Annotated in this window: 20 protein-coding genes; 8 read left to right on the top strand and 12 right to left on the bottom strand. The window is 67.0% G+C overall.

What is annotated here, in order from left to right; genetic code table 11:
• Positions 1-10 precede the first annotated feature (10 nt).
• Together VVD47_RS14585 and VVD47_RS14580 are read right to left on the bottom strand one after the other, a co-directional pair.
• Complete coding sequence (locus VVD47_RS14585; RefSeq protein WP_327604214.1) at positions 11-940, bottom strand: ZIP family metal transporter; 930 nt, start codon at positions 938-940, stop codon at positions 11-13.
• A gap of 92 nt (positions 941-1,032) precedes the next feature.
• Positions 1,033-1,428, bottom strand: coding sequence for a BLUF domain-containing protein (locus VVD47_RS14580; protein ID WP_327604213.1), 396 nt, complete (start codon positions 1,426-1,428; stop codon positions 1,033-1,035).
• 175 nt (positions 1,429-1,603) lie between these two features.
• On the opposite strand from VVD47_RS14580, the gene VVD47_RS14575 reads away from it, so the two are divergent.
• Entirely contained in the window at positions 1,604-2,338 is a 735-nt protein-coding gene (locus tag VVD47_RS14575) for a Crp/Fnr family transcriptional regulator (protein WP_327604212.1), read from the top strand.
• Between the two features lie 29 nt (positions 2,339-2,367).
• Here VVD47_RS14575 and VVD47_RS14570 read toward each other — a convergent pair whose 3' ends face one another.
• On the bottom strand, positions 2,368-3,588 hold the full coding sequence (locus tag VVD47_RS14570) for a YXWGXW repeat-containing protein (protein WP_327604211.1): 1,221 nt from the start codon (positions 3,586-3,588) through the stop codon (positions 2,368-2,370).
• Between the two features lie 273 nt (positions 3,589-3,861).
• On the opposite strand from VVD47_RS14570, the gene VVD47_RS14565 reads away from it, so the two are divergent.
• A complete protein-coding gene (locus VVD47_RS14565; protein WP_327604210.1) occupies positions 3,862-5,235 on the top strand; it encodes an esterase-like activity of phytase family protein in 1,374 nt (457 codons plus the stop codon).
• Between the two features lie 56 nt (positions 5,236-5,291).
• On the opposite strand, the gene VVD47_RS14560 is transcribed toward VVD47_RS14565, so the two are convergent.
• The 7 genes from VVD47_RS14560 to VVD47_RS14530 all read right to left on the bottom strand — a co-directional run bounded on the left by VVD47_RS14560 (position 5,292) and on the right by VVD47_RS14530 (position 11,420).
• Entirely contained in the window at positions 5,292-6,788 is a 1,497-nt protein-coding gene (locus tag VVD47_RS14560; protein WP_327604209.1) for a UdgX family uracil-DNA binding protein, read from the bottom strand.
• 19 nt (positions 6,789-6,807) lie between these two features.
• Positions 6,808-8,073, bottom strand: coding sequence for a putative DNA modification/repair radical SAM protein (locus tag VVD47_RS14555; protein ID WP_327604208.1), 1,266 nt, complete (start codon positions 8,071-8,073; stop codon positions 6,808-6,810).
• Positions 8,074-8,172: 99 nt separating this feature from the next.
• On the bottom strand, positions 8,173-8,595 hold the full coding sequence (locus tag VVD47_RS14550) for a pyridoxamine 5'-phosphate oxidase family protein (RefSeq protein WP_327604207.1): 423 nt from the start codon (positions 8,593-8,595) through the stop codon (positions 8,173-8,175).
• Between the two features lie 122 nt (positions 8,596-8,717).
• A complete protein-coding gene (locus tag VVD47_RS14545) occupies positions 8,718-9,281 on the bottom strand; it encodes a GNAT family N-acetyltransferase (RefSeq protein WP_327604206.1) in 564 nt (187 codons plus the stop codon).
• Entirely contained in the window at positions 9,278-9,697 is a 420-nt protein-coding gene (locus VVD47_RS14540) for a secondary thiamine-phosphate synthase enzyme YjbQ (RefSeq protein ID WP_327604205.1), read from the bottom strand. The genes VVD47_RS14545 and VVD47_RS14540 overlap by 4 nt, the downstream gene beginning before the upstream one ends.
• Positions 9,698-9,779: 82 nt before the next feature.
• Complete coding sequence (locus tag VVD47_RS14535; RefSeq protein WP_327604204.1) at positions 9,780-10,913, bottom strand: SdiA-regulated domain-containing protein; 1,134 nt, start codon at positions 10,911-10,913, stop codon at positions 9,780-9,782.
• A gap of 93 nt (positions 10,914-11,006) precedes the next feature.
• Complete coding sequence (locus VVD47_RS14530) at positions 11,007-11,420, bottom strand: hypothetical protein (RefSeq protein ID WP_327604203.1); 414 nt, start codon at positions 11,418-11,420, stop codon at positions 11,007-11,009.
• 301 nt (positions 11,421-11,721) lie between these two features.
• Between VVD47_RS14530 and VVD47_RS14525 the strand changes: the two genes are divergently transcribed.
• The gene (locus tag VVD47_RS14525) at positions 11,722-12,834 is read left to right on the top strand and encodes a rhamnogalacturonan acetylesterase (RefSeq protein WP_327604202.1); all 1,113 of its coding nucleotides are present in this window, start codon (positions 11,722-11,724) and stop codon (positions 12,832-12,834) included.
• 168 nt (positions 12,835-13,002) lie between these two features.
• On the opposite strand, the gene VVD47_RS14520 is transcribed toward VVD47_RS14525, so the two are convergent.
• Positions 13,003-14,604, bottom strand: coding sequence for an MFS transporter (locus VVD47_RS14520; RefSeq protein ID WP_327604201.1), 1,602 nt, complete (start codon positions 14,602-14,604; stop codon positions 13,003-13,005).
• 79 nt (positions 14,605-14,683) lie between these two features.
• Positions 14,684-15,847 carry a beta-galactosidase BglB gene (gene bglB, locus VVD47_RS14515; protein ID WP_327604200.1) on the bottom strand — a complete coding sequence of 388 codons (1,164 nt, stop codon included), beginning with the start codon at positions 15,845-15,847 and terminating at the stop codon, positions 14,684-14,686.
• A gap of 272 nt (positions 15,848-16,119) precedes the next feature.
• Between bglB and VVD47_RS14510 the strand changes: the two genes are divergently transcribed.
• From VVD47_RS14510 to VVD47_RS14490, 5 genes are all read left to right on the top strand, one after another.
• Positions 16,120-16,380 carry a SemiSWEET transporter gene (locus VVD47_RS14510; protein WP_327604199.1) on the top strand — a complete coding sequence of 87 codons (261 nt, stop codon included), beginning with the start codon at positions 16,120-16,122 and terminating at the stop codon, positions 16,378-16,380.
• A gap of 35 nt (positions 16,381-16,415) precedes the next feature.
• On the top strand, positions 16,416-16,616 hold the full coding sequence (locus VVD47_RS14505; RefSeq protein WP_327604198.1) for a hypothetical protein: 201 nt from the start codon (positions 16,416-16,418) through the stop codon (positions 16,614-16,616).
• 268 nt (positions 16,617-16,884) lie between these two features.
• Complete coding sequence (locus tag VVD47_RS14500) at positions 16,885-18,210, top strand: methyl-accepting chemotaxis protein (RefSeq protein ID WP_327604197.1); 1,326 nt, start codon at positions 16,885-16,887, stop codon at positions 18,208-18,210.
• A gap of 97 nt (positions 18,211-18,307) precedes the next feature.
• Positions 18,308-20,032, top strand: a complete 1,725-nt coding sequence (locus VVD47_RS14495) for a DUF3592 domain-containing protein (RefSeq protein ID WP_327604196.1) — start codon at positions 18,308-18,310, stop codon at positions 20,030-20,032.
• 208 nt (positions 20,033-20,240) lie between these two features.
• The gene (locus VVD47_RS14490; RefSeq protein ID WP_327604195.1) at positions 20,241-20,921 is read left to right on the top strand and encodes a hypothetical protein; all 681 of its coding nucleotides are present in this window, start codon (positions 20,241-20,243) and stop codon (positions 20,919-20,921) included.
• The last annotated feature ends 45 nt before the right edge of the window (positions 20,922-20,966 follow it).

Genomic DNA, 20,966 nt, shown 5'->3' with positions numbered 1-20,966 from the left:
CGCCTCCGGTTCAGCCCAGTGCGGTATCCAGCACCATCATGAGGGCAAAGCCCGCCATGAGGCCCAGCGTCGCCGGTGTCTGGTGGCCATTGCGATGGGTCTCCGGAATCACTTCATGCGATACCACGAAGATCATCGCCCCCGCCGCCAAGCCCAGCCCCAGCGGGTAGGCCAGCGCGAAACCGCCGGCCAAGCCGACGCCGAGCAAGGCGCCCAGCGGCTCCATGAGGCCCGAGGCTGCCGCCAGCAGCACGGCGCGGCCACTGCTCATGCCGGCGGCGCGCAGCGCCATCACCACCGCCAGCCCTTCGGGAATGTCCTGGATGGCGATGGCGGTGCTGAGCGGCAGGCCCACCGACAGGTCGCCCTGCGAGAAGCTCACGCCCATCGCCATGCCTTCCGGCAGGTTGTGCAGGGTGATCGCCAGCACGAATAGCCACACGCGATTGACACGTGCGACCGCCGGCCCGCAGGGCCCGGTGCTGGCATGTTCATGCGGCGTGAATTCGTCCAGCCCCAGCATCAGCAGCACGCCCAGGCCCAGCCCGGCCACCACCACCAGCGCAGCCATCGCGCCGCTGTCGGTCATGCCGCGGGCGGCTTCGATGCCCGGCAGAATCAGAGAGAAGGAACTGGCGGCCAGCATCATGCCGGCGGCGAAGCCGAGCATGGTGTCCTCGGTACGCGCGCGCAGGTCGCGCAGCAGCCAGCCCGATGCGGCACCCAGCGCCGTCGCCGCGAAGCCGGCGCCACCCGCCATCAGGCCATGCAGCAGGTTGAGACTGGCCTCCCCCCGACTCACGCTGACCAGGCTGTGCCCCAGCAGCCACAGCACGCACAGGGCGGCCATCGCGAGGCCGAAGGTGGTGAGGGGGTGCTGCCGCGCCTGGTCGATCCAGGCCTGGCGGTAGGGCAGGCGCTCTATGTGTGCGTCATTCATGGCTCGTACCGGCACGTTGGCAATGTCACGACGCATTGTGGGGCGTGCGGCAGCCGGCGGCAATGCGCGCCACCGGCCCCGGCCCGGACCGGTCAGCCCAGGTAGAGGTGGGGCAGCGCGGCCTCCAGCGCCCGCAGGGCGTCCTCGCCACTCAGCAGGGACACCCGCTGCAAGGTGTCGTCGCCGGCGTCCACCGGGTAGCCCGACGCCCAGTCGCGGAAGCGGCGCGGGCCGTCGAACGCGCCCTGGTGCAGGACCGTGAGGGCCTGGTGGCAGGGGTCGCGCCGCAGGGCCGCGACCATCTCGTCCACCTGCTCCGCCTCGCCCTCCATGTACAGCAGGAAGCGCCAGCCGTCGAAGGCCATGACGCCGGTGATGCCGGCGGACTCGTGGCGGTTGCGGGCGATCCTTGCGCTATCCACCACATGGTTGGGGTGCGCGCTGGCGCTGATGACACTGGTACAGACAATGTGGAAGAGTGCACTCATCCGGAAGCGGCCTCGGCCTGTCGGTGGGGAGCGCGCACTGTAGGGACGGCGCGCGCCAGGCGAAATATCAAAAGACATACCGGGGGGGCGTGGCGACGGATGTCGCGCGCCACGCAGGCCGACGGCATTCCCGTGTCATCACGGGGTCGCCGGCGCGGATCAGGGAGAAAAGAACATGCGCAACGAAATCGATTGCCGGCAATGCCCGCTGAAGGCGGTGAAGATCTTCTCGTCGCACACGCCGGAGGAAGCGGCGTTCATCCAGGCGTTCCGGAAGCGGGAGCTGCACGTCGAGGCGGGAGGCACCGTGGTGCGCGAGGCGGCGTCCAATGACGACCTGTACACGCTGCGCAGCGGCTGGGCCTTCCGCTACCGCACGCTGAGCGATGGCCGCCGGCAGATCCTCAACTTCCTGTTGCCGGGCGACTTCACCGGCCTGCAGCAGGAAGTGGCCGGCAACACGCCCTATGGCGTCGAGGCCCTGACCGACGCCGAGCTCTGCGTCTTTCCGCGCAGCCGGCTGTGGGACCTGTACAGCCGCTTCCCCAGCCTGGGCTACGACCTCACCTGGCTGAGCGCGCACCAGGAACTGATCGTGGACGAGAACCTGGTGTCGGTCGGCCGGCGCACGGCGCTGGAACGCGTCGCCATGCTGCTGGTGCACCTCTACAAGCGCAGCGAGGTGCTGGGGCTGGTCGACCAGCGCGGCATGCACCTGCCAGTGACCCAGCAGCACATCGCCGATGCGCTGGGCCTGTCGCTGGTGCACACCAACAGGACGCTGCGGCGCCTGGCCAGTGCCGGCCTGTACGAACTGGACAACGGCCACCTGCGGCTGGGTGACCTCACGCGCATGCAGCGCATTGCCGAGTACAACGCCATTCCGGTGCGGGGCCGCCCCTTCCTGTAGGCGCGTGGCCCGACGGAGCGGGATGGCGCCTAGCGGCCGCGCTCGTGGTGTTCGCGCTGCTCGCGCTGATGATCGCGACGCGCCTCCTGCCGGTCCGGCTGGCGCTGGGCCTCCTGCTGACGTTCGCGACGGTCCCAGTCCTGCTGGCGACGTTCGTTGTGCTGACGATCCATGTCCCTGCGCTCCGCTAGTTGTTGTTGCTGACGATCGCGCTCGCGGCGCTCCGCCTCCTGGCGCTGCCGGTCCTGCTCACGACGCTGTTGCTCCTGCTGCTGTTGTTGCTGTTGTTGCTCGCGTTGGCGGCGCTCGCCTTCCTGGCGTTCGTTCTGCTGGCGCTCGCGTTCGTAGGCCACGCGGCGCATTTCCTGTTCACGCACCTGCTGCTCGCGTGCCTGCTGTTCGCGCGCCCGCTGTTCGCCTGCCTGCTCGCGGTCACGACGTTCCGCTTCCTGGCGTTGGCGGTCCTGGTCACGGCGTTGCGATTCGCGCTGGGCTTCCTGCTGGCGGCGCTGGTCTTCGCCACGCTCGCGTTCCTGCGCCACGCGACGTTGCTCTTCATGCTCGCGCTGCTGTGCCTCGCGACGGCGCTGGTCCTGCTCGCGGGCATGCTGTTCGCGTTCCCGCTCGCGGTGGTCCCGGTCACGTTCCGCACGTTCGCGATCGCGGTCACGCTCCCGTTCAGCCCGTTCGCGCTGGGCCTGCCATTCGCGCTGGCGTTCGCGGTGCTCGCGCTCCCAGCGGTCGCGATCACGCTCGCGATCTTCGCGCTCACGTTCCCAGCGCACCCGTTCATGGTTCCAGCGCTCGCGCTCGTGGCGCCAGCGGTCGTACTCGCGGCGTTGCTCACCCCGCCAGTCGTGCGGATGGTGGTCCCAGCGCCCCGGCGCGAAACGCCAGCCGCGGTCGATGTACACCCAGCGCTCGGGCACCCAGATGTAACCCGGTCGCTCACGCAGCCACACGCCGTCGATCCACACATGGCGGTAGCCGTCCCATTCCCAGAAGCCAGGGCGCCACACGTAACCACGACGCGGCGCCGGCAACACCACCACGCGCGGCGGCGGAGGCGGATCGAAGACTTCGATGAACACACCGGGGAAGCCGATCTGGATGTCGACGTTCACCCCGGCGCGGCTGGGCTCCGGCGCGATGGCGAACACTGTGGCCGCGAACAGCGTGAGGGCGCCGAGGCGCAGGCGCCGCAAGGGAGGCGGGAGCGGATGGGCACGCATGGCGGGCGACGGGGGCATTGCAGTCTCCTGTGCGCGGCGATCACTCGTATGGTTGTCGTGGGGGCACAACAGCCGGATCGCCACGTTCTTGTTGGCATGGGCAATCAACGCCGGCCCGCTGCGCGCCGGCGACACGCGGTTGTAATCGTTTGTAAGCACCGGGCCGCACACGGGCGATGACGCAACACCGCGCAACACCGCGCAGCATCGCGCGGCCGGCACGCGCATTCATCGCGTTGTCACGCGCGGTTTGTAGAACGACGCCTTTCCCTCACACAGGATCACCTGTCCATGTCGTCCAGCCGCACCCTCTGCCTGCTTGCCGCCCTGAGCACGACCGCCGCGTTTGCCACGATCGCCACGCCGCTGCACGCGCAGGAGAACGCCTTTCCGGCCACGCTGGCCGGCCATGTCGTGATTCCCGCGCGCTCCTTCATCACCCCGCCGGGAGATGCGCCGGCGGATTTCCGGCTCAGCGGCAAGTTCACCACCGGCAAGCGCGTGGAGGATGCGGAAAGCGTGGTCGGTCTGTCCGCCGGCCGTCCCACCGGGGTGTCGGTCCCGTTCAGGGGGCAACCCCTGCAGGGGCACTCCGGCATCAAGCGCATGGGTGACGGCAGCTACTGGGTGCTGACCGACAACGGTTTCGGCGCGAAGAACAACTCGGCGGACAGTGCGCTGTTCCTTAACCGCTACACGCTGGACTTCAAGGGCGGCAGCGCGCAGCGCCGCGAGATCGTGTACCTGCAGGACCCCGACAAGAAGGTGCCGTTCCGCATCGTCCACGAAGCCACGAAGGAGCGTTACCTGACCGGCGCCGACTTCGATACCGAGAGCTTCCAGTTCGCCGGTGGTGCGCTGTGGATCGGCGACGAGTTCGGCCCCTGGCTGATCAAGGCCGACATGAAGGGCCGCGTGCAGGCGGTGTTCGACACGCTGGTGGACGGCAAGCCGGTGCGCTCGCCGGACAACCCCGCCGTCGCGTCACCCGCTGCGCCGAACGCCACCGCGAGTTTCGAGATCCGCCGCTCCAAGGGCTTCGAGGGCATGGCTTCGTCGCCGGACGGCAGCAAGCTGTACGCGCTGCTGGAAGGCCCGGCCTGGGACGCAGCGAGCAAGGACAGCGAGAAGATCGACGGCCGCGAATACCTGCGCGTGCTGGAGTTCGACGTGAAGGCGGAACGCTGGACCGGCCGCCACTGGAAGTACGTGCTGGAGAAGAACGGCCTGGCGATCGGCGACTTCAACATGATCGACAACAACACCGGGCTGATCATCGAGCGCGACAACGGCGAAGGCACCGAGGCGCGCGGCTGCGCCCAGGGCGCCACCGACACCTCGCGCTGCTTCAAGGACACTGCGAAGTTCAAGCGCGTCTACAAGGTGGAGATGACGGATGCGAACGTCGGCGGACCGGTGCGCAAGATCGGCTACATCGACCTGATGAACATCGCCGATCCGCAGAAGCTGTCGCGCAAGCCCCTGGACAACGGCGTGCTGACCTTCCCGTTCTTCACCATCGAGAACGTGGACGTCGTCGATGCCACCCACATCGTGGCGGGCAACGACAACAACCTGCCCTTCTCCAGCAGCCGCGACCCCAACCAGGCCGACGACAACGAGTTCATCCTGCTGGAAGTGGCGGAGTTCCTGCGCGCTCGCTGAGCACGTAACGGCCACGGCGCGACGGCATGCCGCGCTGTGGCCGTGGCAGCGATGGCTCAGGAGGACGGGCGCTCGCGACGGGCCACCGGCGCAGCGACGGCCGGCCCCGCCAGTTCCATCGCCAGGCGCAGCGCTGCCACGATGCGCTCGCCGGCCGCGGTCTTCTCCGACGCCTCGCGCAGACGCAGCACGTACGAGGGGTGATAGGTCGGCACCACGTGGCGCCCCGCGTGCTCCAGCGCCTGGCCCAGCACCTCCCCGAGTGCCACCTCGCGAATCTGCAGCACCGCCTTCAGCGCGGTGGCGCCAAGGGCGACGATGACCTTCGCGGGATGCGTAGCCAGTTCCTGCTCCAGCCAGTGATGGCAGGCCATGATCTCGCGCTGGCCAGGCGTCTTGTGCAGACGCCGCTTGCCGCGCAACTCCCACTTGAAGTGCTTCACCGCATTGGTGAGGAACACCGCCTCGCGCGACAGGCCGGCCAGTTGCATGGCGTGGTCCAGCACCTCGCCGGCAGGGCCGACGAAGGGCTGTCCCTGCAGGTCCTCCTGGTCGCCGGGCTGTTCGCCGACGATGAGGATGCGGGCGTTGTCCGGCCCCGTGCCCGGCACGCCGCGGGTCGCCGTGCGCCACAGGTCGCAGCGCCGGCAGGCGTCCAGCAGGTGCGCATCGGGTCGCACAGGTTGCGCGCGTCCGGCGGAGATGTTTACCCTGCGACCGGCTCCTGATCCGACCTTCTCTTCCACGTCGCGCGATTGTCCGGCGCGGCGCGCGCCGGTCTGCGCGGCCACCGACATGGCGGGAATCAGCGGCGCTTCCGGCAGGTTCTTCCAGAAGCGCACCGGCATGTGCCCGCGCATCACCTCCACGTTGACGCGCGCCGGATTGAAGGTGTTCCGGTAGTAAGTGAGCCACAGTTTCTCGCCGGCATCCTCGTCGTCCGCCGGTCGCGGCATCGCGGGCCCGAAATGCAGTGCATCGCCGTCGCAGGCGACGCTGCCGCGCGGCGTGGCGATGAGCCAGGAGAGCTTGCCCATGCGGTGCAGGAAGTGCGGCGCCGCGTCCTGCAACACGTCGTGCGCCGGCTCGAACCAGGCAACGAATCGCGGACCGTCCAGCGCTTCCCCACGCTCGCGGAAGCGCACGTAGGCATGCAGGTGGTGGATCTCGCGGCGCACCGCCTTGACCATCTGGTGCAGGCGCGCACCGTCGGCATCGGCAGCGAGCGCGGCCTCGCGTTCGCCATGCGTCCATCGCCACAGCACGCGGTACAGCAGCGCCCAGCGGTCATGCGCATCGTGGCAGGACGCCAGCCGCAACAACTCGAGCAGCGCCGGAGACACCACCATGTGCCCCGCCCGGGCCGCGGGTGACGACAGCGTTTCCGGCGTCTGCGCCGACCCGCCGAACAGCCCCTGGCCCGCATCGCGTGCATCCAGCCAGTCGATGTCGTGCGGCGCGACGCTCGCCGCGAGAAATTGCCGCGCGGCATCGCGCCAGGCAGCGAAGTACGTCGGCGTGCAGGCATGACGGAGCGTCGTGGAGGACAACATGAAGTGACAACGCCAGGCCTCAACCCGGCGCCAGATCCCCCCACAGCGACAGTTGCGCCGGCTGCTTCCGCGTGAGGGCACGCCTGATCCTGTCGCTGCTCTGCCCGGCAGCCTGCGGCCGGTAGTCCGCCGTGACGATGAAGGACTTCAGCCTGGGCATGCTGCAACGCAGGCGCGCGAGATCGTCCCAGCGAATCGCGCGCTGGCGGCGCAGCGCCATGATGCGACGGGCGTTGGTCACGCCGATGCCCGGCACGCGGGCGACCAGCCATTCCTCGGCGACGTTGAGGTCGACCGGAAAGTGCTCGCGGTGCACCAGCGCCCAGCCGAGCTTGGGATCGATGTCCAGCGCGAGGTTGCCGCTGGCGGGCAGCAGCTCGCCCACCCGGAAGCCGTAACCGCGCACCAGGAAATCCGCCTGGTACAGCCGGTGCTCGCGGATCAACGGTGCCGGTGCGGCCGGCACGCTGCGCGGGCTGTCGGGGATCGGACTGAAGGCGGAGTAATACACGCGCTTCAGGCGATAGGAGCCGTACAGGGTCTCGGCGGTGTCGAGGATGGTCCGGTCGTCGGTGTCGTCCGCCCCGACGATCATCTGCGTGCTCTGCCCCGCCGGTGAGAAGCGTGGCGGACGTGCGCGCGGCGCGGGCGTCTTCGGTTTCGGCCGGCGCGCTTCTGCAGCCTCCTCGATGCCACCACGGATGGTGCCCATCGCGCGCTTGATGGTGAAGATCTGCTTCTCCGGCGCCAGGCGGGCGATACCGGCCTCGGTGGGCAACTCGATGTTCACGCTGAGCCGGTCGGCATGACGGCCGGCGGCCTCGATCAGCAGCGGGTCGGCGTCCGGAATGGTCTTGAGGTGGATGTAGCCGCGGAAGCCATGCTGTTCGCGCAGGCTGCGCGCCACCGCCACCAGTTGCTCCATCGTGTAGTCGCTGGAGCGGATGATGCCGGAGCTGAGGAACAGGCCTTCGATGTAGTTGCGCCGGTAGAAGTCCAGCGTCAGGCGCACCACCTCGTCCGCCGTGAAGCGTGCGCGCGGCACGTTGCTGCTGCGGCGGTTCACGCAGTACTGGCAGTCGTACACACAGAGGTTGGTGAGCAGGATCTTCAGCAGCGCGACGCAGCGGCCGTCCGGCGTGAAGCTGTGGCAGATGCCCATGCCGCTGGTGGCGCCCAGCCCGTCCTTGCCGTGCGAGGAACGTTTCGGCGCGCTGCTGCTGGCGCAGGAGACGTCGTACTTGGCGGCGTCGGTGAGGATGGCGAGCTTGTCGGCGATGTCCACGGCGATACGTCAGGGCTTGCGAGCAATTACTGTATAAAAATACAGCTTACACACCGCCCTTGCCGCCGTCTCCCGACAGCTGCTGCCACACCCGGCGGATCACACCCGCAGTTCGCCTTCCTCGCCGTCCTTCCAGTACTTCACCCTGGCAGCCCGCACATGGATCATCACCAGGCCGTCGGTATCCAGGCCCTGCGGGAACCAGCGGTTCAGGCCATCCACCCAGTGCTCGGCCATTTCATCGCGGTCGTCCACCACGCGGGCCTGGCCGGTGACGGAGACGTAGAGGCCCAGCGTCGCTTCCCGCTGGAAGCTGAGGCCCACGCCCGGATCGGCACCGATTTCCTGCACGGCAGACGCATCGTCGCGCGCGAAAAACCAGGAATCACCCTCGTACTCCACCTGCCGGTTGTTGCTCATCGGACGCGCTTCCAGCTCGCCCGACGAAGTGCGCGTGGTCATCATGCAGATGTCGATGTCGCGCATCACGGCACTGATGTCCTTCATGGTCAGCGGGGGCATGCTTGTCTCCTCGTCATTGTGTGTGCGACCGATGCTACGGAGTGCGCACGCAGCGACGCGTCGGCCGGCAGCGCGGACGAATGAAGGAATGGACTGACAGCATGGCGGATGCGCTGCCGCGATCAACCTAGCGTGATGCGGTAGCGCAGCATCTGTCCGGCCTCGTACTGGGCGGGTGCGTCGAAACCCTCCACCAGCTCGCCGCCCTGCGCTTCGATGACCTTGAGCGAGCCGGTGTTGTCCGGCTCGGTGGTCAGCTCCACGTACGGCAGAGACAGGGTGCGCGCCTCGTCGAGCAGCAGGGCCAGCGCCCGCGTGGCGTAGCCACAACGTTGCTTCCACGGCACCACGGCATAGCCGATGTGCCCCAGGCAATACGCGGGCAACTCCGCCGTGCCCGCCTGCCAACGCAGACCGATGCTGCCGCAGAACCCGCCGTCCCACATCCAGCGGCGGAAGCCCGGCAGCTTCGGCACACGGGAGCCATCCGGCAAGGTGACGGTCTGCCCGACCGGATCGCGATCATCGAGGCTGTGCAGAAATGAATCCGCGTCGGCGGCGATGAGCGCCAGTTCCTCTACCGCTGTCTGCGGCCGCAGGTTGTTCGGCGACCAACCACGCAGCAGGGCGTCGCGATAGCTTTCGAGGAAGGGCCGGGCGGGCACCACGAGTTGCAGCGGGTTCATTCGCCGGTCACCGTGACGACGATCTCGCGATCGTGGCCATGGCTGCTGCGGTGCTCCCACAGGTAGATGCCCTGCCAGGTGCCGAGCAGCAGCCTGCCCTGCGCGAGCGGCACGCTGACCGAGGTGCCGGTGAGCACGGCACGGGCGTGCGCGGCCATGTCGTCGTCGCCTTCGGTGTCGTGCTGGTAGGCCGGGTCGCCGTCGGGCGCCCAACGCCGGGCGAGGGTTTCGAGATCGCGCCGCACGGTGGGGTCGGCATTCTCGGTGATCAGCAGCGAGCAACTGGTGTGGCGCACGAACACATGCGCCACACCGGCCGCGAAGCCGGCGCGCGCCACCACGGCGGCGACGGCGTCCGTCACTTCGGTGCTGCCGCGACGGGCGGTGCTGACGGTGAAGACTTCCTGATGGACCACGACGCGCTCCGTGCTGGCGATCAGGGCCCGATGATAACCGTGCGGGCGACGGCTGCCCGCACGGCAGGGCCCGGCTTTGCCGTCAGTTCGGCCTGAGCACGTAGAGGCGCGGCGTCTGTGCCACCAGGTAGATGGTGCCGTTGGCGTCCACCGTCACGCCCTCGATGTCGGTGGAGATGCCGCTGATGTCCAGCCGGCTGACCACCTGGCCATTGCGGGTGACCTCCAGCAGTTGCGAGGACTCCTGGCTGAGGATCAGCAGGTTCATCTTGCCGGTGACGTCCAGGCCGGCGACGTTCGCCAGCGGCTGCACATCGGAGAGGTCGACCAGGCCCAGCGGGGTCGACGAGAACAGGCTTGCGACGCTGATGCTCCTGGCCGCGAAGTTGAGGCCCAGGTCATGCACCGCCTGCGGCGACTTCTCCTTCACCGCGATGTAGCGACCGGAGATGCGGTCCAGCGCGATGCCCTCGATGCCTTCGTTGCCCACGGTCGCGCCGATGGACAGCGCCGTCAGGTCGCCACGTTTCGCGGTGGCGCCGGCGAGGTAACTCACTTCGAAGGCGTCCTGCAGGCGCTCCTCGGTCACGACGAACTTGCCGCCGCCTGCGTAGGTGATGCCCTCGGTGTCCTCGAAGCCGGACAACGTCATGCTGTCGATCTGCACGCCCTGCTTGCTCACCTGGACGATGCGCTTGCCCTCGTCACCGATGACGAAGAGGGTGTCGGTGTCCCAGTTCCAGGTGACGCCGGAGGCCTCGGCCGCGTTGGAGGACGGCAGTGCATGGTTTCCGGCCAGGGCGTAGCGCGCGAGGTTGAGCGCGCTGCCGCTGACGCCACCCGACGAGCCGGAGGAGGAGGACGAGGACGACGATGTAGAGGAGCTCGACGAGGAGCTGCTCGAAGAGGACGATGAAGACGACGAGGATGAGGACGACGAAGAGCTGGACGAACCGGAACCGTTGGGCACCGAGCACTCATTGACCCCGCCACCGATGCGACCGCCGAACGTCGCCTCGTTGCAGGTGAAGCTGCCCGTCACCACCTTGTAGAGGAACTGGTCGGCGCGGCCGAAGGCGACGTTGCTCGCCACCGCCACCGAGCAGGCGGCGTTCTCCTTGCAGATCGTCACGTAGCCCGCGGGCCGGTTGGCGGCCGCTGCGCTCCCCGCAGCCGCCAGCATCGCGACGGCAATCCATCCCTGCATCCACTTCATCTTCACGCTCCTGTTGTTGTTATCCACGCGCGGCGACCTTGCCGCGCGCCGGCAAGCATGGCGCGTCGATGTTTCAGGACGCCATGCGTGGCCTCACAGCGCCGGCGACAGCATGCGGTAGCTGACCACCACCGGCTCCTTTTCCGGCTCCAGCAGGATGACGAATTCCTCGGTCGCCTCGCCGCCCTCGTAGGCCGACTTGTAGGTCAGCGTGGCCTGCTGGCCTTCCACCCGGGTGCCGGTGCGTTCGGTGCCGCGGATCATGCCGAGCTTGCCGCGCACGGCCTGCAGGTAGCGCACGAAGTCGGCCTGCGACTGGCTGCTTTTCAGGGCGGGCGCGGCGGCTTCGTAGATGGCGTCGAAGTTGCCGTCGTTGAGGGCGGTGTGGAACTGCGGCACGGCACGCTCGGCCTGGTCGGCGTCGATGGCGGGCTCCTTGGCGCAGCCGGTGAGCAGGGCCAGCGCGATGGTGGCGGCGGCGACAAAGGTAGTGAGGGTGATACGCATGGGAATGACGGACATCTCGGGTTGCAGAAGACGCGCATGCTGTCACGCCTTTGGCGCCCGCGGTTTTGGCAGCGCAGCAAGCCACCGCGTGAATGCCGTCACGCCACGCCCGCAAAGACGCCGTAAAGCGCAATTCCGATCAAGACGCCAGCACATACGCGCGCCAGGCTCCGCCGGCGCTGAGCGCGCCGGAACCGTTCGCGGCCCGGCGTGACTTGCGCGACACCCACACATCACGACAAGGCGGCCGTGGCCAAGGCGTTCCGACGCCCATGCGCCGACCTGCACAGGAGGACGACAAATGAAGTTGAAGCAATGGTGGTTCACGGCCGTGCTGGCCGTCGCCGCGGGCAGCGCACTGGCTGCCAACCGGCCCTCGGGCTACGTGACGATCTGCAAGGAAGGTACGGCCTGCTCGGTGGCGGCAACGACCAGCGTCGCCTTCGGCCGCGCGGACCAATTCCTCTACAAGACGCTGAACGGCGCCTTCGCCTGCAGCGAGGCCACCTTCGGCGGCAAGATCGCGGGCGGCGTCAATGAATGCTCGGTGCCCAGCGGCGCGGGCTCGTCGAGTTCATCGTCCAGCTCCTCTTCCAGTTCTTCCTCCAGTTCCTCGTCATCGAGCTCTTCTTCCTCCAGCTCCTCCTCGTCCAGCAGTTCGTCGTCGAGTTCTTCCTCCTCTTCCAGCTCGTCGAGCAGCTCGTCCTCCAGCAGCTCCGGGGGCAGCACCGGCATCCGCATCTTCATCGCCGGCGACTCCACCGCCAGCCTGTACGAAGCCGCGCGCTATCCGCGCATGGGCTGGGGCCAGCCGTTCCAGATGTACTTCAAGGACACCGCCACCGTGGTGGACCACGCCAAGTCCGGCGCCAGCACCACCAGCTTCCTCAGCACCTCGAACTACACCAGCATCAAGAGCCAGATCCGCGCCGGTGACTACCTGCTGATCCAGTTCGGCCACAACGACGAGGACGGCAACCCGGCAGCGACCACCTTCTACAACACGCTGAAGACCAGCTACGTGGACTACGCGCGCAGCGTGGGCGCCCATCCCATCCTGATCACCCCGGTGACGCGCCGCACCTTCGCCACCGACGGCTCCGGCAACATGAAGAACAGCCACATCACCACCAAGGGCGGCGACTACCCGCAGGCGGTGCGCAACCTCGGCGCCGCCACCGGCACGCCGGTGATCGACCTCACCGCGCGCAGCATGGCCTTCTTCAAGAGCGTCGGTGAGGAAGGCTCCAAGGCCCACTTCATGTGGGTGAAGGCGTCCGAGGGTTTCCCGGGCTACACCTCGGACACCCAGGACAACACCCACTTCCGCGAAACCGGCGCCATCGCCGTCGGCAAGCTGGTGGTCGATGGCCTGCGTGAGCTCAATTCCCCGCTGGTGCAGCACCTGAAGTGAGCGTTGCGGATCTGCCCGGGGTGTTTCCCATGCACCCGGGCGGCCTTCCTTGAGCGCGCGCACATGCTGTCCGATTCCCGCCTCCGGGATGAGACAGACATGACACGAGGGCCGCAAGTGCGGCCCTCGTAGTAGGCGCCGGCGAACCCGGCGAGCAATGCATGCCGCTCAGCGACCACGCCCCCAGAGCGTTTCGTACTTCCAGCCGGTCAGGCCCTCGACGACTTTTCGGCTTTCTTCGGATTCAGGCTCCAGGGCGCCGCCGCGCAGGCGTTCGACTTCATGTATCAACACCGCATGCGTAGCCGCGTTGAGGCGGAAGGAGCGCGCGGCGTACAGACCCAGCGCCATCACCGCGAGAGGTGCCAGCACCATCAGCAGGCAGATGGTGCGGATCGCTTCGGGCGTCTGCTGGACCACCTGACCGCCCTCCGTGGGTGACACGTAGCCGCCCAGACCGATGATGAAGCCTGCGGCGATGATGGCGCCGGATTGTGCGAACTTGCGCACCAGGGTCATGACCCCGGCAAAGATGCCCTCGCGACGCTGACCGGTGACCGCTTCATCGATGTCGGGCAGGTAGTTGTAGACCGACCAGGGGACGAAGTTCAGCGTCCCGCGCCCCAGGCCCGCGAGCAGGACCGGCACGAACAACCAGAACACCACCATGAAACGGGAGGCGGGATGACTCGGGTCGAGCGCGTTGAAGATGTTGTCGTTCAGCCCCTGCACGACGGTTCCGGCGCCGGGCGGCAAGTGGAGGTAGAACGCCAGGTACAGCAGCAGGGCAATGCCGAACAGGGACATCGCAATGCGGTAGGCCAGCATCGGCCCGGTGCGGATGACGATCTGGATGGCGAAGATGACGGACACCAGTTGCGCCGCATACATCACCGTCATGAGCTGTGAGATCACCAGCGTGGAACCGAGCAGGACGGTCGCCAGGAAGATCGGGAAGGCTGTGTTGAAGATGTCCTGCGAGATGTAGCCGCCTAGATAAAGGCTCAGGTGCTGGCGGAAGGCTCGGATGCGCAGCGTCGAGAACAGGTCGCGGAACATCTTGACGGGAATGCTCACGATGCTGCTCAGGCTCAGCGCCTGCTGCCCAGGCGGCGCAGCCAGTTCGCCGGCACTGTAGGGGCGCTCCCAGGTGGTCAGCAGCACGATCACGACGACGGTCGAGAAGAGCAGGCCGAAGATGGCCGCCATGATGAAGAAGGTGTCCGGCGAATCCTTGCCGCCGACCTGGTTGATGATCAGCGTGGGCAGGTAGGACGCCACGATCGCCGCCGCCTGGCCAATGATCAGCCGCGCGCCGGCAAAGCGGGTTTTCTCCTTGTAGTCCTTGCTCATTTCGGCCGCCAGCGTTTCCCACGGGATGAGGAACATGGTGTAGAGCAGCTCGAAAAAGATGAAGCAGAGCAGGTAGTAGGTGAAGGTATGGCCGGTGCGGAAGATCAGCGCGAAGCTGGGCAGTAGCGGCACAGTGATCAGCAGGAACAACCTGCGTCGACCAATCTTGTGGCCGATCCAGGTGTGGCGCAGGTTGTCGGATATGTAACCGATCAGCGGGCAGGTAATCGCCTCCAGCAAGCGCGGCAGCCCGAGGATCAGCCCGGCCTCGACGGCCGTGAGATGGCAGAAGGTCGTGAAGAAATAAAACAGCCAACCGCTGATGACTGCCTGGGCCCCGCTGCCCAGCATGTCGCCAGACCCCCAGCCCCAGTAATTGATCCAGCCTGGCTTGCGAGCTTGTGTGACGCCACTCATGCGCACCCCCTCTGATAGTCATGCGTTGTCTGCCGCAGTCGGTGCTCCCGCTGCGTGATCTGCGTGCGGGTAAGGCTTGCTAGATGAAGCGGTACATGAACTCGCCCAGCGCGAGCAGGGCCATTGCCTGCCCGAAGGGCATCGAGGTGAGGGGAATGTCCTTGTACTCCTGCAGGGTGTTGAAGACCGGCGTACCGAAGCTGACCTGCGTCAGTTCACCGGCCGCGTTGATCTTGGCGCGCACGGCCTTGGCGGCCTTGATGCCGACCGCCTCGTATTCCTTTGAGATGTAGCCCTTGCGCACGGCTTTCAGGATGCCGTAGGCAAAGCCTGCCGAAGCCGAGGCTTCTTCGTACGAAGTGGGGTCGTCCAGCAGCGTGCGCCACAAGCCAGATGGCGCCTGGAATTTCGCCAGCGCCTTGACCTGGGCTTCCAGCGTGGAGGCGAGGAACATGCGAAACGCATCGCCTTCCGGCAGGTCCAGCAGCTCGATGAATTCGGGGATGACGATGGTGACCCAGGAGTTGCCACGCGCCCACAGGGCGTTCGCGAAATTGTGGCGACCTTCAAAAGACCAGCCGTGAAACCACAGGCCGCTCTTGCGGTCGGCGAGGTACTTGATGTGCACCATGAACTGGCGCTTGGCCTCTTCCACATAGTGCGGACGGTTCAGTACCAGGCCGATCTTGGCCAGCGGCACGACCGACATCATGAGGGTGTCGTCCCACAGCTGCTGGTGGCTCACGAGGTTGTAGGTGACGTGCTGGAAGCCGCCTTCCTCGGTGCGCGGCAGCCCGTCGTACAGCCACTGTCCCCACACGTCGAGGTAGGGCAGGTAGCTGCGGTTGCCGCTGCGCTCGTACAGGTAGGCCAGGGTCAGGAAGGGCGCCACGGTGTTGATGTTGCGTGAGGGCGTGCCTTCCGCGAAACGCGCCTCGAACCACTGCGTGATGATCTCCATGGCGTTGGGATCACCGGTCATCTCCCACATCTTGTAGACGCCGTAGAGGCCTACGCCCTGCGTCCACTCCCAGCCATTCCAGCTCTTGGTGTCGAGCACCCGTCCGTCATCGAGGCGCAGCAGGAACTGCCCGGTCTCGTCGCGGATGTTGATCAGGTTGTCGATCAGGCGATGGATCGCGTCCTGGTAGTCTTCCCGGTCGGCGCCCAGCGCGGCCGTGTGGTGCGCCAGCAGCGGGTCGATGCGCGAAGAATCGATAGGCTGGAGGATCTGTTGGCTCATGATGATTCCGTCGTTGTAATCGCGTCTTGTGGAACGACATGAACGGGCGTCACGCTGTCTCCGCGGGGTCTCGCCAATGCCCTCCCGCACCCCCGGCAGGCTGACGAAGGATATGTGATCCGAGCGCATGCCTGCCCTCCCTGCGAGAACCGGCGGTAGATGCGGTGACCGCCGGCTCGCAGCCCCCCTCAACCAGTGTAGGCAACTTTTGCTGGTATTTTGCAAATGGCATGCCATTCTTTCAGCACCGCCTCCCGAAAGGACGTGTCGCCATGTCCATCCCGCCGATCGAGATACTTGGCTTCATCGCCGCCGGCCTGACCACCATCTCCTTCGCGCCACAGGCCTGGATGGTGTGGAAGCGCCGTTCCGCCGACGGCGTGTCATTGGGCATGTACAGCCTGTTCGTCACCGGCATCGGCTGCTGGCTGGTGTACGGCTTCTATATCCGGTCCTGGCCACTCTTCCTGGCCAATGTCGTCACCTTCGTGCTGTCGGGCTTCATCCTGGCCATGAAGCTGCGTTTCGGCTGAGCGCCACCGGCACGGGTGATCAACTCGCAGCGCGCATGGCCTTTTTCATGAGCGTCGGCGAGAAAGACTCAAGGGCCCACTTCATGTGGGTGAAGGCGTCCGAGGGTTTCCCGGGCTACACCTCGGACACCCAGGACAACACCCACTTCCGCGAAACCGGCGCCATCGCCGTCGGCAAGCTGGTGGTCGATGGCCTGCGTGAGCTCAATTCCCCGCTGATGCAGCACCTTACGTAAGCCCTCACGCTTCCGGCCGGCGCGGCATTGGTCGCGCCCGATCGGGGTCCCCAAGAAACACTGCCGGCGGCCCAGACCAAGGCCGCCACGGCAAGCCGTCCTGAAACTGCTGTAAAGCGATTACCGTTCCTGCTGCTTATGACATTCACTGTATTCATTGCGGAAATCTTTCGCCTGGCCGTAGACACATAAATCCACGCAGCTGTGGATCGGGCGGGCAGGCGCAATCTCCTGCGCGCCTTGCAGCAAGGTTGCACAGGGAGAAGGAATGTTCAGCTTCAAACGGGCTCGCCAGCCCGAAGCGCCGTCAGAGCGCATGCAGGAGCTGGAGTCCGCGTTCGCGGCCATCCAGCGTTCGACAGCACTCATCGAGTTCAGCTCGGACGGCGCCATCCTCGGCGCCAACGACAATTTCCTCGCCACCGTCGGCTATGCGCGGGAGGAAATCGTGGGCCGGCATCACCGCATGTTCTGCACACCCGGACTGGTGGGGTCCGCGGAGTACGCGCAGTTCTGGCAGAAGCTGAACCAGGGCGAGTACATCTCCGGCAAGTTCCGCCGCGTCGGCCGCGACGGAAAGACCATCTGGCTGGAGGCCTCGTACAACCCGGTGCCCGGCCCGGACGGCCGACCGCTGAAGATCATCAAGATCGCCAGCGACATCACCGCGCGCGAACACCTCGCGCTGGAGCAGACGCACAAGCTGGATGCGCTGGACCGTTCGATGGCCGTCATCGAGTTCGACCTCGGCGGCAACATCCTGACCGCCAACCAGAACTTCCTGGACACGGTGGGCTACCGCCTGGCCGACGTACAGGGCCGGCACCACCGCATGTTCTGCCCGCCGGCAATCGTCGGCTCGCCGGATTACGCCAGCTTCTGGGCGCGCCTGAACCACGGGGAATTCGTGTCCGGCGAGTTCGAGCGCATGCACCGCAGCGGCGGCCCGATCTGGCTGGAAGCGTCCTACAACCCGATCCTCGACGAGGACGGCAAGGCGTACAAGATCGTCAAGTTCGCCAGCGACGTCACCGCGCGCAAGCTGGCCACGCAACGCGACATGGAGAACGCCCGCGAAGCCTGGCGCATCTCCGAGCAGACCCAGGCCATCGCCCAGCGCGGCAGCGAAGTCATCGCATCCGCCACCGGAGCGATGCGCAACATCGCCGAGCGCATCTGCGATTCCTCGCGCGCCATCGAAGAACTGGGCGCCCGGTCCGAGCAGATCACCACCATCGTGCAGACCATCCACGAGATCGCGGACCAGACCAGCCTGCTGGCGCTCAACGCCGCAATCGAGGCCGCGCGTGCCGGCGAACAGGGGCGCGGCTTCGCAGTGGTGGCCGACGAAGTTCGCAAGCTGGCCGAGCGCACCAATCGCTCCACGCGGGAAATCACCGGCATGATCGACGGGATCCGCGCCGGCACCCAGAGCGGTATCGACAGCATGACCGTCGCACGCGACCAGGCGCAGCAGGGTGTGGCGCTGGCCAACGACGCCGGCGCTGCGATCGCGCAGATCAACGACAGCACGCGCGAAGTGGTGGGGGTTATCAACCGCTTCTCCGCGATCAGCGCCCATCAGGCGCACTGAGCAGCACAGCAGCGGCCCGTGCAAACGGGGCATGGCAGTATTGAGCGTGGCATCGCCCTGGCGGTGACCGCTCGATGCTGCCACCCATCCCGTCCGCATGAACCGCTTCCGACACACCGCCACCCGCTGGCTCGGTACCCTCTTCTCCCTGCCCTTCGCCGCCACCGGACTTACCGTGCTGTTCCTCATGGTGATGCCGATGGTCTACGACTGGGCACGCATGAAGAGCTGGGTGCCGGTCCAGGCAGAACTGCTGGAGGTCGGCAGCGGTAACAACGGCTCGTCGTACCTCGCGACGGCACGCTACCGCTATCGCTTCAACGGCTTCGACCACGAGGGCAGGCGCGTGGCGGTCGTGGATCGCGCCGACAACATCGGGGACTTTCACCAGCGCCTCGCCCATGCGCTGCAGCGCAGCCTTGCCAACGGCATGCCGGTCACTGCCTGGGTCAACCCGGGCGCGCCGCAGGATGCCGTGCTGGACCGTAGCCTGCGCATCCCCCTGCTGCTGTTCCACATGATGTTCGTGCTGGCGTTCGGCGGCTTCGGCATCGGCTTCATCTGGTTCCTGTGGCGCAGGCCCGGGCCTGTCTTGGTGCCGCCCGGCACCGAGGGCGAACCGTGGCTGGCCAGGCGTGAATGGGTGGACAACCGCATCCGCTCCGACAAGCGCATGGAGGTCTATGTCGCCTGGGGCATGGCTATCTTCTGGAACCTGCTGTGCGCGCCCATCGTGTATCTGCACGACCACAGGATGCTGGACAACCCACCGCCCGGCCTGGTCATCGCGATGCTCTTCCCCATCGCCGGCGTCGGCGTGCTGGCGTGGGCCATCCGCGCCACCCTTGAATGGCGACGTCATGGCGACCTGCGCCTGCAGCTGGACCCCTTCCCCGGTTCGATTGGCGGCCATGTCGGCGGCAGCCTGACGCTGCGCACACGACACGACCCGCAGCACCGCTACAAGGTGGTGCTCAGCTGCATCGAGCACTGGCGCGATCGCACCGGCAACGACACGGACTGGCAAGAACGCCTGCTGTGGCAGACCGACGGACTGGCGCAGACGGCGTGGGCAGCCGAGGGAACCCGCCTGTCATTCCGCTTCGATGTGCCGGGCGACCTGCCGGCGAGCAGCGATCCCGACGAGGACGGCAGCCATCACGGCTGGCGCGTCGAACTGGACAGCACAGAAGGCACGCCACGCTTCTCGCGTCGCTTCGCGATTCCGGTGTTCGCCACCGGCTCGCGCGCACGCCTGATCACGCAGGACAGCGAGCACCAGCCCACCGTGCAGGCACAGCGTCGCGCTGCCGTAGAGGAGCTGGCGCAGATCACCCGGCGTGGCGATGCGCTGGAACTGTACTTCGGCCCGGCCCGCCAGGCCGGCCTGTCCATCGGCTGGTCCGTCGTCGGGCTGATCTTCAGCGGCGCCGGCGTCGGTGCGCGCATGATGGGCGCGCCGGTCTTCTTCTTCATCATCTTCTGCTTCTTCGGCGTCCTGATCACCGGCGCCGGCCTGTGGGGGCTCGGCAACAGCCTGCGCGTGCACATCGACCGCCACGGGCTGCGCACCGAGCGCCGCTTCCTCGGTTTCGTCGTGAATCGACGCAGCGCCCACCGACGCGACATCCGCCACCTGGCGCTGGATGTCGGCTACCGCTCCCGGCAAGGTGCGCGCCACGAGACGATCTACCGCGTGGTCGCGAAACTCGATGACGGCGGACAGATCGTCGTGGCCGACACCCTGCGCGGGCAGCCGGTGGCCGAGGCCATGATGGAACGCATCGCGCGCGACAGCGGCCTGCAGCACGCGCCGGCCTGAGCGCCGAGGCCGGCAGCAGGCGTGCCGCCGACACTGCCATGAATCCGGCATGGCGATGGCGCCAGCTGAACCGGTGCCCGCTGCGGCTGTCCGTGCTTTCTGCGCAGCGGCGCTTATAGTGAATACACGCGACGCCCCACCGCCGCGCAGCCCGGGCCCGGCTCACGCCCGTGGATTCCACCGACATACATGGAAAGGAAGTGCTGCAATGAGAAAGATGACGAACAGGCATCTGCATGTCACGACCCTTGGCGCAACGTTCGCGCTGTCCGCGCTGGTCTTCACCCCCGCCGCACTGGCCGCCGATCCACCGGCCATGAGCTTCTTCATCAGCAGCAAGGGCGGCGGCAAAGGTGGCGACCTCGGCGGGCTGGCCGGAGCCGACAAGCTGTGCCAGTCGCTTGCCGACGCCGCGGGTTCCAGCAAGAAGACCTGGCGCGCCTACCTGAGCACGCAGGCCAGCGGCGGCGGCAAGGCCGTGAATGCGCGCGACCGCATCGGCAAAGGCCCCTGGTACAACGCCAAGGGCGAGCTGATCGCGAAGAACGTGGATGAACTCCACCGCGACAACAAGCTCACCAAGCAGACCGCGCTCACCGAAAAGGGTGAAGTCGTGAACGGCCGCGGCGACAAGCCGAACCTGCACGACATCCTCACCGGCACCGATTCCATGGGCATGGCCTTCGCCGGCAGCGGCGACACCACCTGCAGCAACTGGACCTCCAGCAGCACGGGCTCGGCGATGGTCGGCCACCACGACCGCCAGGGCCTGAACGACCTGCCGCCCGCCAAGTCCTGGGTGCAGTCGCATCCCTCGCGCGGCTGCAGCCCGGAATTGCTGGCCGCCACGGGCGGCGGTGGCTTCCTGTATTGCTTCGCAGCGAGATGACAGGTCGGGCGGCCTCCCGGGGCCGCCCATTTCGTCTCAGCCGGC

This window comes from Uliginosibacterium sp. H1, from assembly GCF_036017065.1.
Taxonomy (GTDB): Bacteria; Pseudomonadota; Gammaproteobacteria; order Burkholderiales; family Rhodocyclaceae; genus Uliginosibacterium.
The sequence above is the reverse complement of the archived record's forward strand: the minus strand, read 5'-3'. Positions and strand labels throughout refer to the sequence as shown.

Coding starts and splice junctions, on each gene's coding strand:
- VVD47_RS14545 (WP_327604206.1), bottom strand. CDS start 9,281: ATGAACCCGCTGCAACTCGTGGTGCCCGCCCGGCCCTTCCTCGAAAGC.
- VVD47_RS14495 (WP_327604196.1), top strand. CDS start 18,308: ATGAACCGCTTCCGACACACCGCCACCCGCTGGCTCGGTACCCTCTTC.
- VVD47_RS14560 (WP_327604209.1), bottom strand. CDS start 6,788: ATGTTGTCCTCCACGACGCTCCGTCATGCCTGCACGCCGACGTACTTC.
- VVD47_RS14535 (WP_327604204.1), bottom strand. CDS start 10,913: ATGAAGTGGATGCAGGGATGGATTGCCGTCGCGATGCTGGCGGCTGCG.
- VVD47_RS14585 (WP_327604214.1), bottom strand. CDS start 940: ATGAATGACGCACACATAGAGCGCCTGCCCTACCGCCAGGCCTGGATC.
- VVD47_RS14565 (WP_327604210.1), top strand. CDS start 3,862: ATGTCGTCCAGCCGCACCCTCTGCCTGCTTGCCGCCCTGAGCACGACC.
- VVD47_RS14505 (WP_327604198.1), top strand. CDS start 16,416: ATGGCCTTTTTCATGAGCGTCGGCGAGAAAGACTCAAGGGCCCACTTC.
- VVD47_RS14525 (WP_327604202.1), top strand. CDS start 11,722: ATGAAGTTGAAGCAATGGTGGTTCACGGCCGTGCTGGCCGTCGCCGCG.
- VVD47_RS14520 (WP_327604201.1), bottom strand. CDS start 14,604: ATGAGTGGCGTCACACAAGCTCGCAAGCCAGGCTGGATCAATTACTGG.
- VVD47_RS14550 (WP_327604207.1), bottom strand. CDS start 8,595: ATGCCCCCGCTGACCATGAAGGACATCAGTGCCGTGATGCGCGACATC.
- VVD47_RS14490 (WP_327604195.1), top strand. CDS start 20,241: ATGAGAAAGATGACGAACAGGCATCTGCATGTCACGACCCTTGGCGCA.
- VVD47_RS14530 (WP_327604203.1), bottom strand. CDS start 11,420: ATGCGTATCACCCTCACTACCTTTGTCGCCGCCGCCACCATCGCGCTG.
- VVD47_RS14500 (WP_327604197.1), top strand. CDS start 16,885: ATGTTCAGCTTCAAACGGGCTCGCCAGCCCGAAGCGCCGTCAGAGCGC.
- VVD47_RS14510 (WP_327604199.1), top strand. CDS start 16,120: ATGTCCATCCCGCCGATCGAGATACTTGGCTTCATCGCCGCCGGCCTG.
- VVD47_RS14570 (WP_327604211.1), bottom strand. CDS start 3,588: ATGCCCCCGTCGCCCGCCATGCGTGCCCATCCGCTCCCGCCTCCCTTG.
- bglB (WP_327604200.1), bottom strand. CDS start 15,847: ATGAGCCAACAGATCCTCCAGCCTATCGATTCTTCGCGCATCGACCCG.
- VVD47_RS14575 (WP_327604212.1), top strand. CDS start 1,604: ATGCGCAACGAAATCGATTGCCGGCAATGCCCGCTGAAGGCGGTGAAG.
- VVD47_RS14580 (WP_327604213.1), bottom strand. CDS start 1,428: ATGAGTGCACTCTTCCACATTGTCTGTACCAGTGTCATCAGCGCCAGC.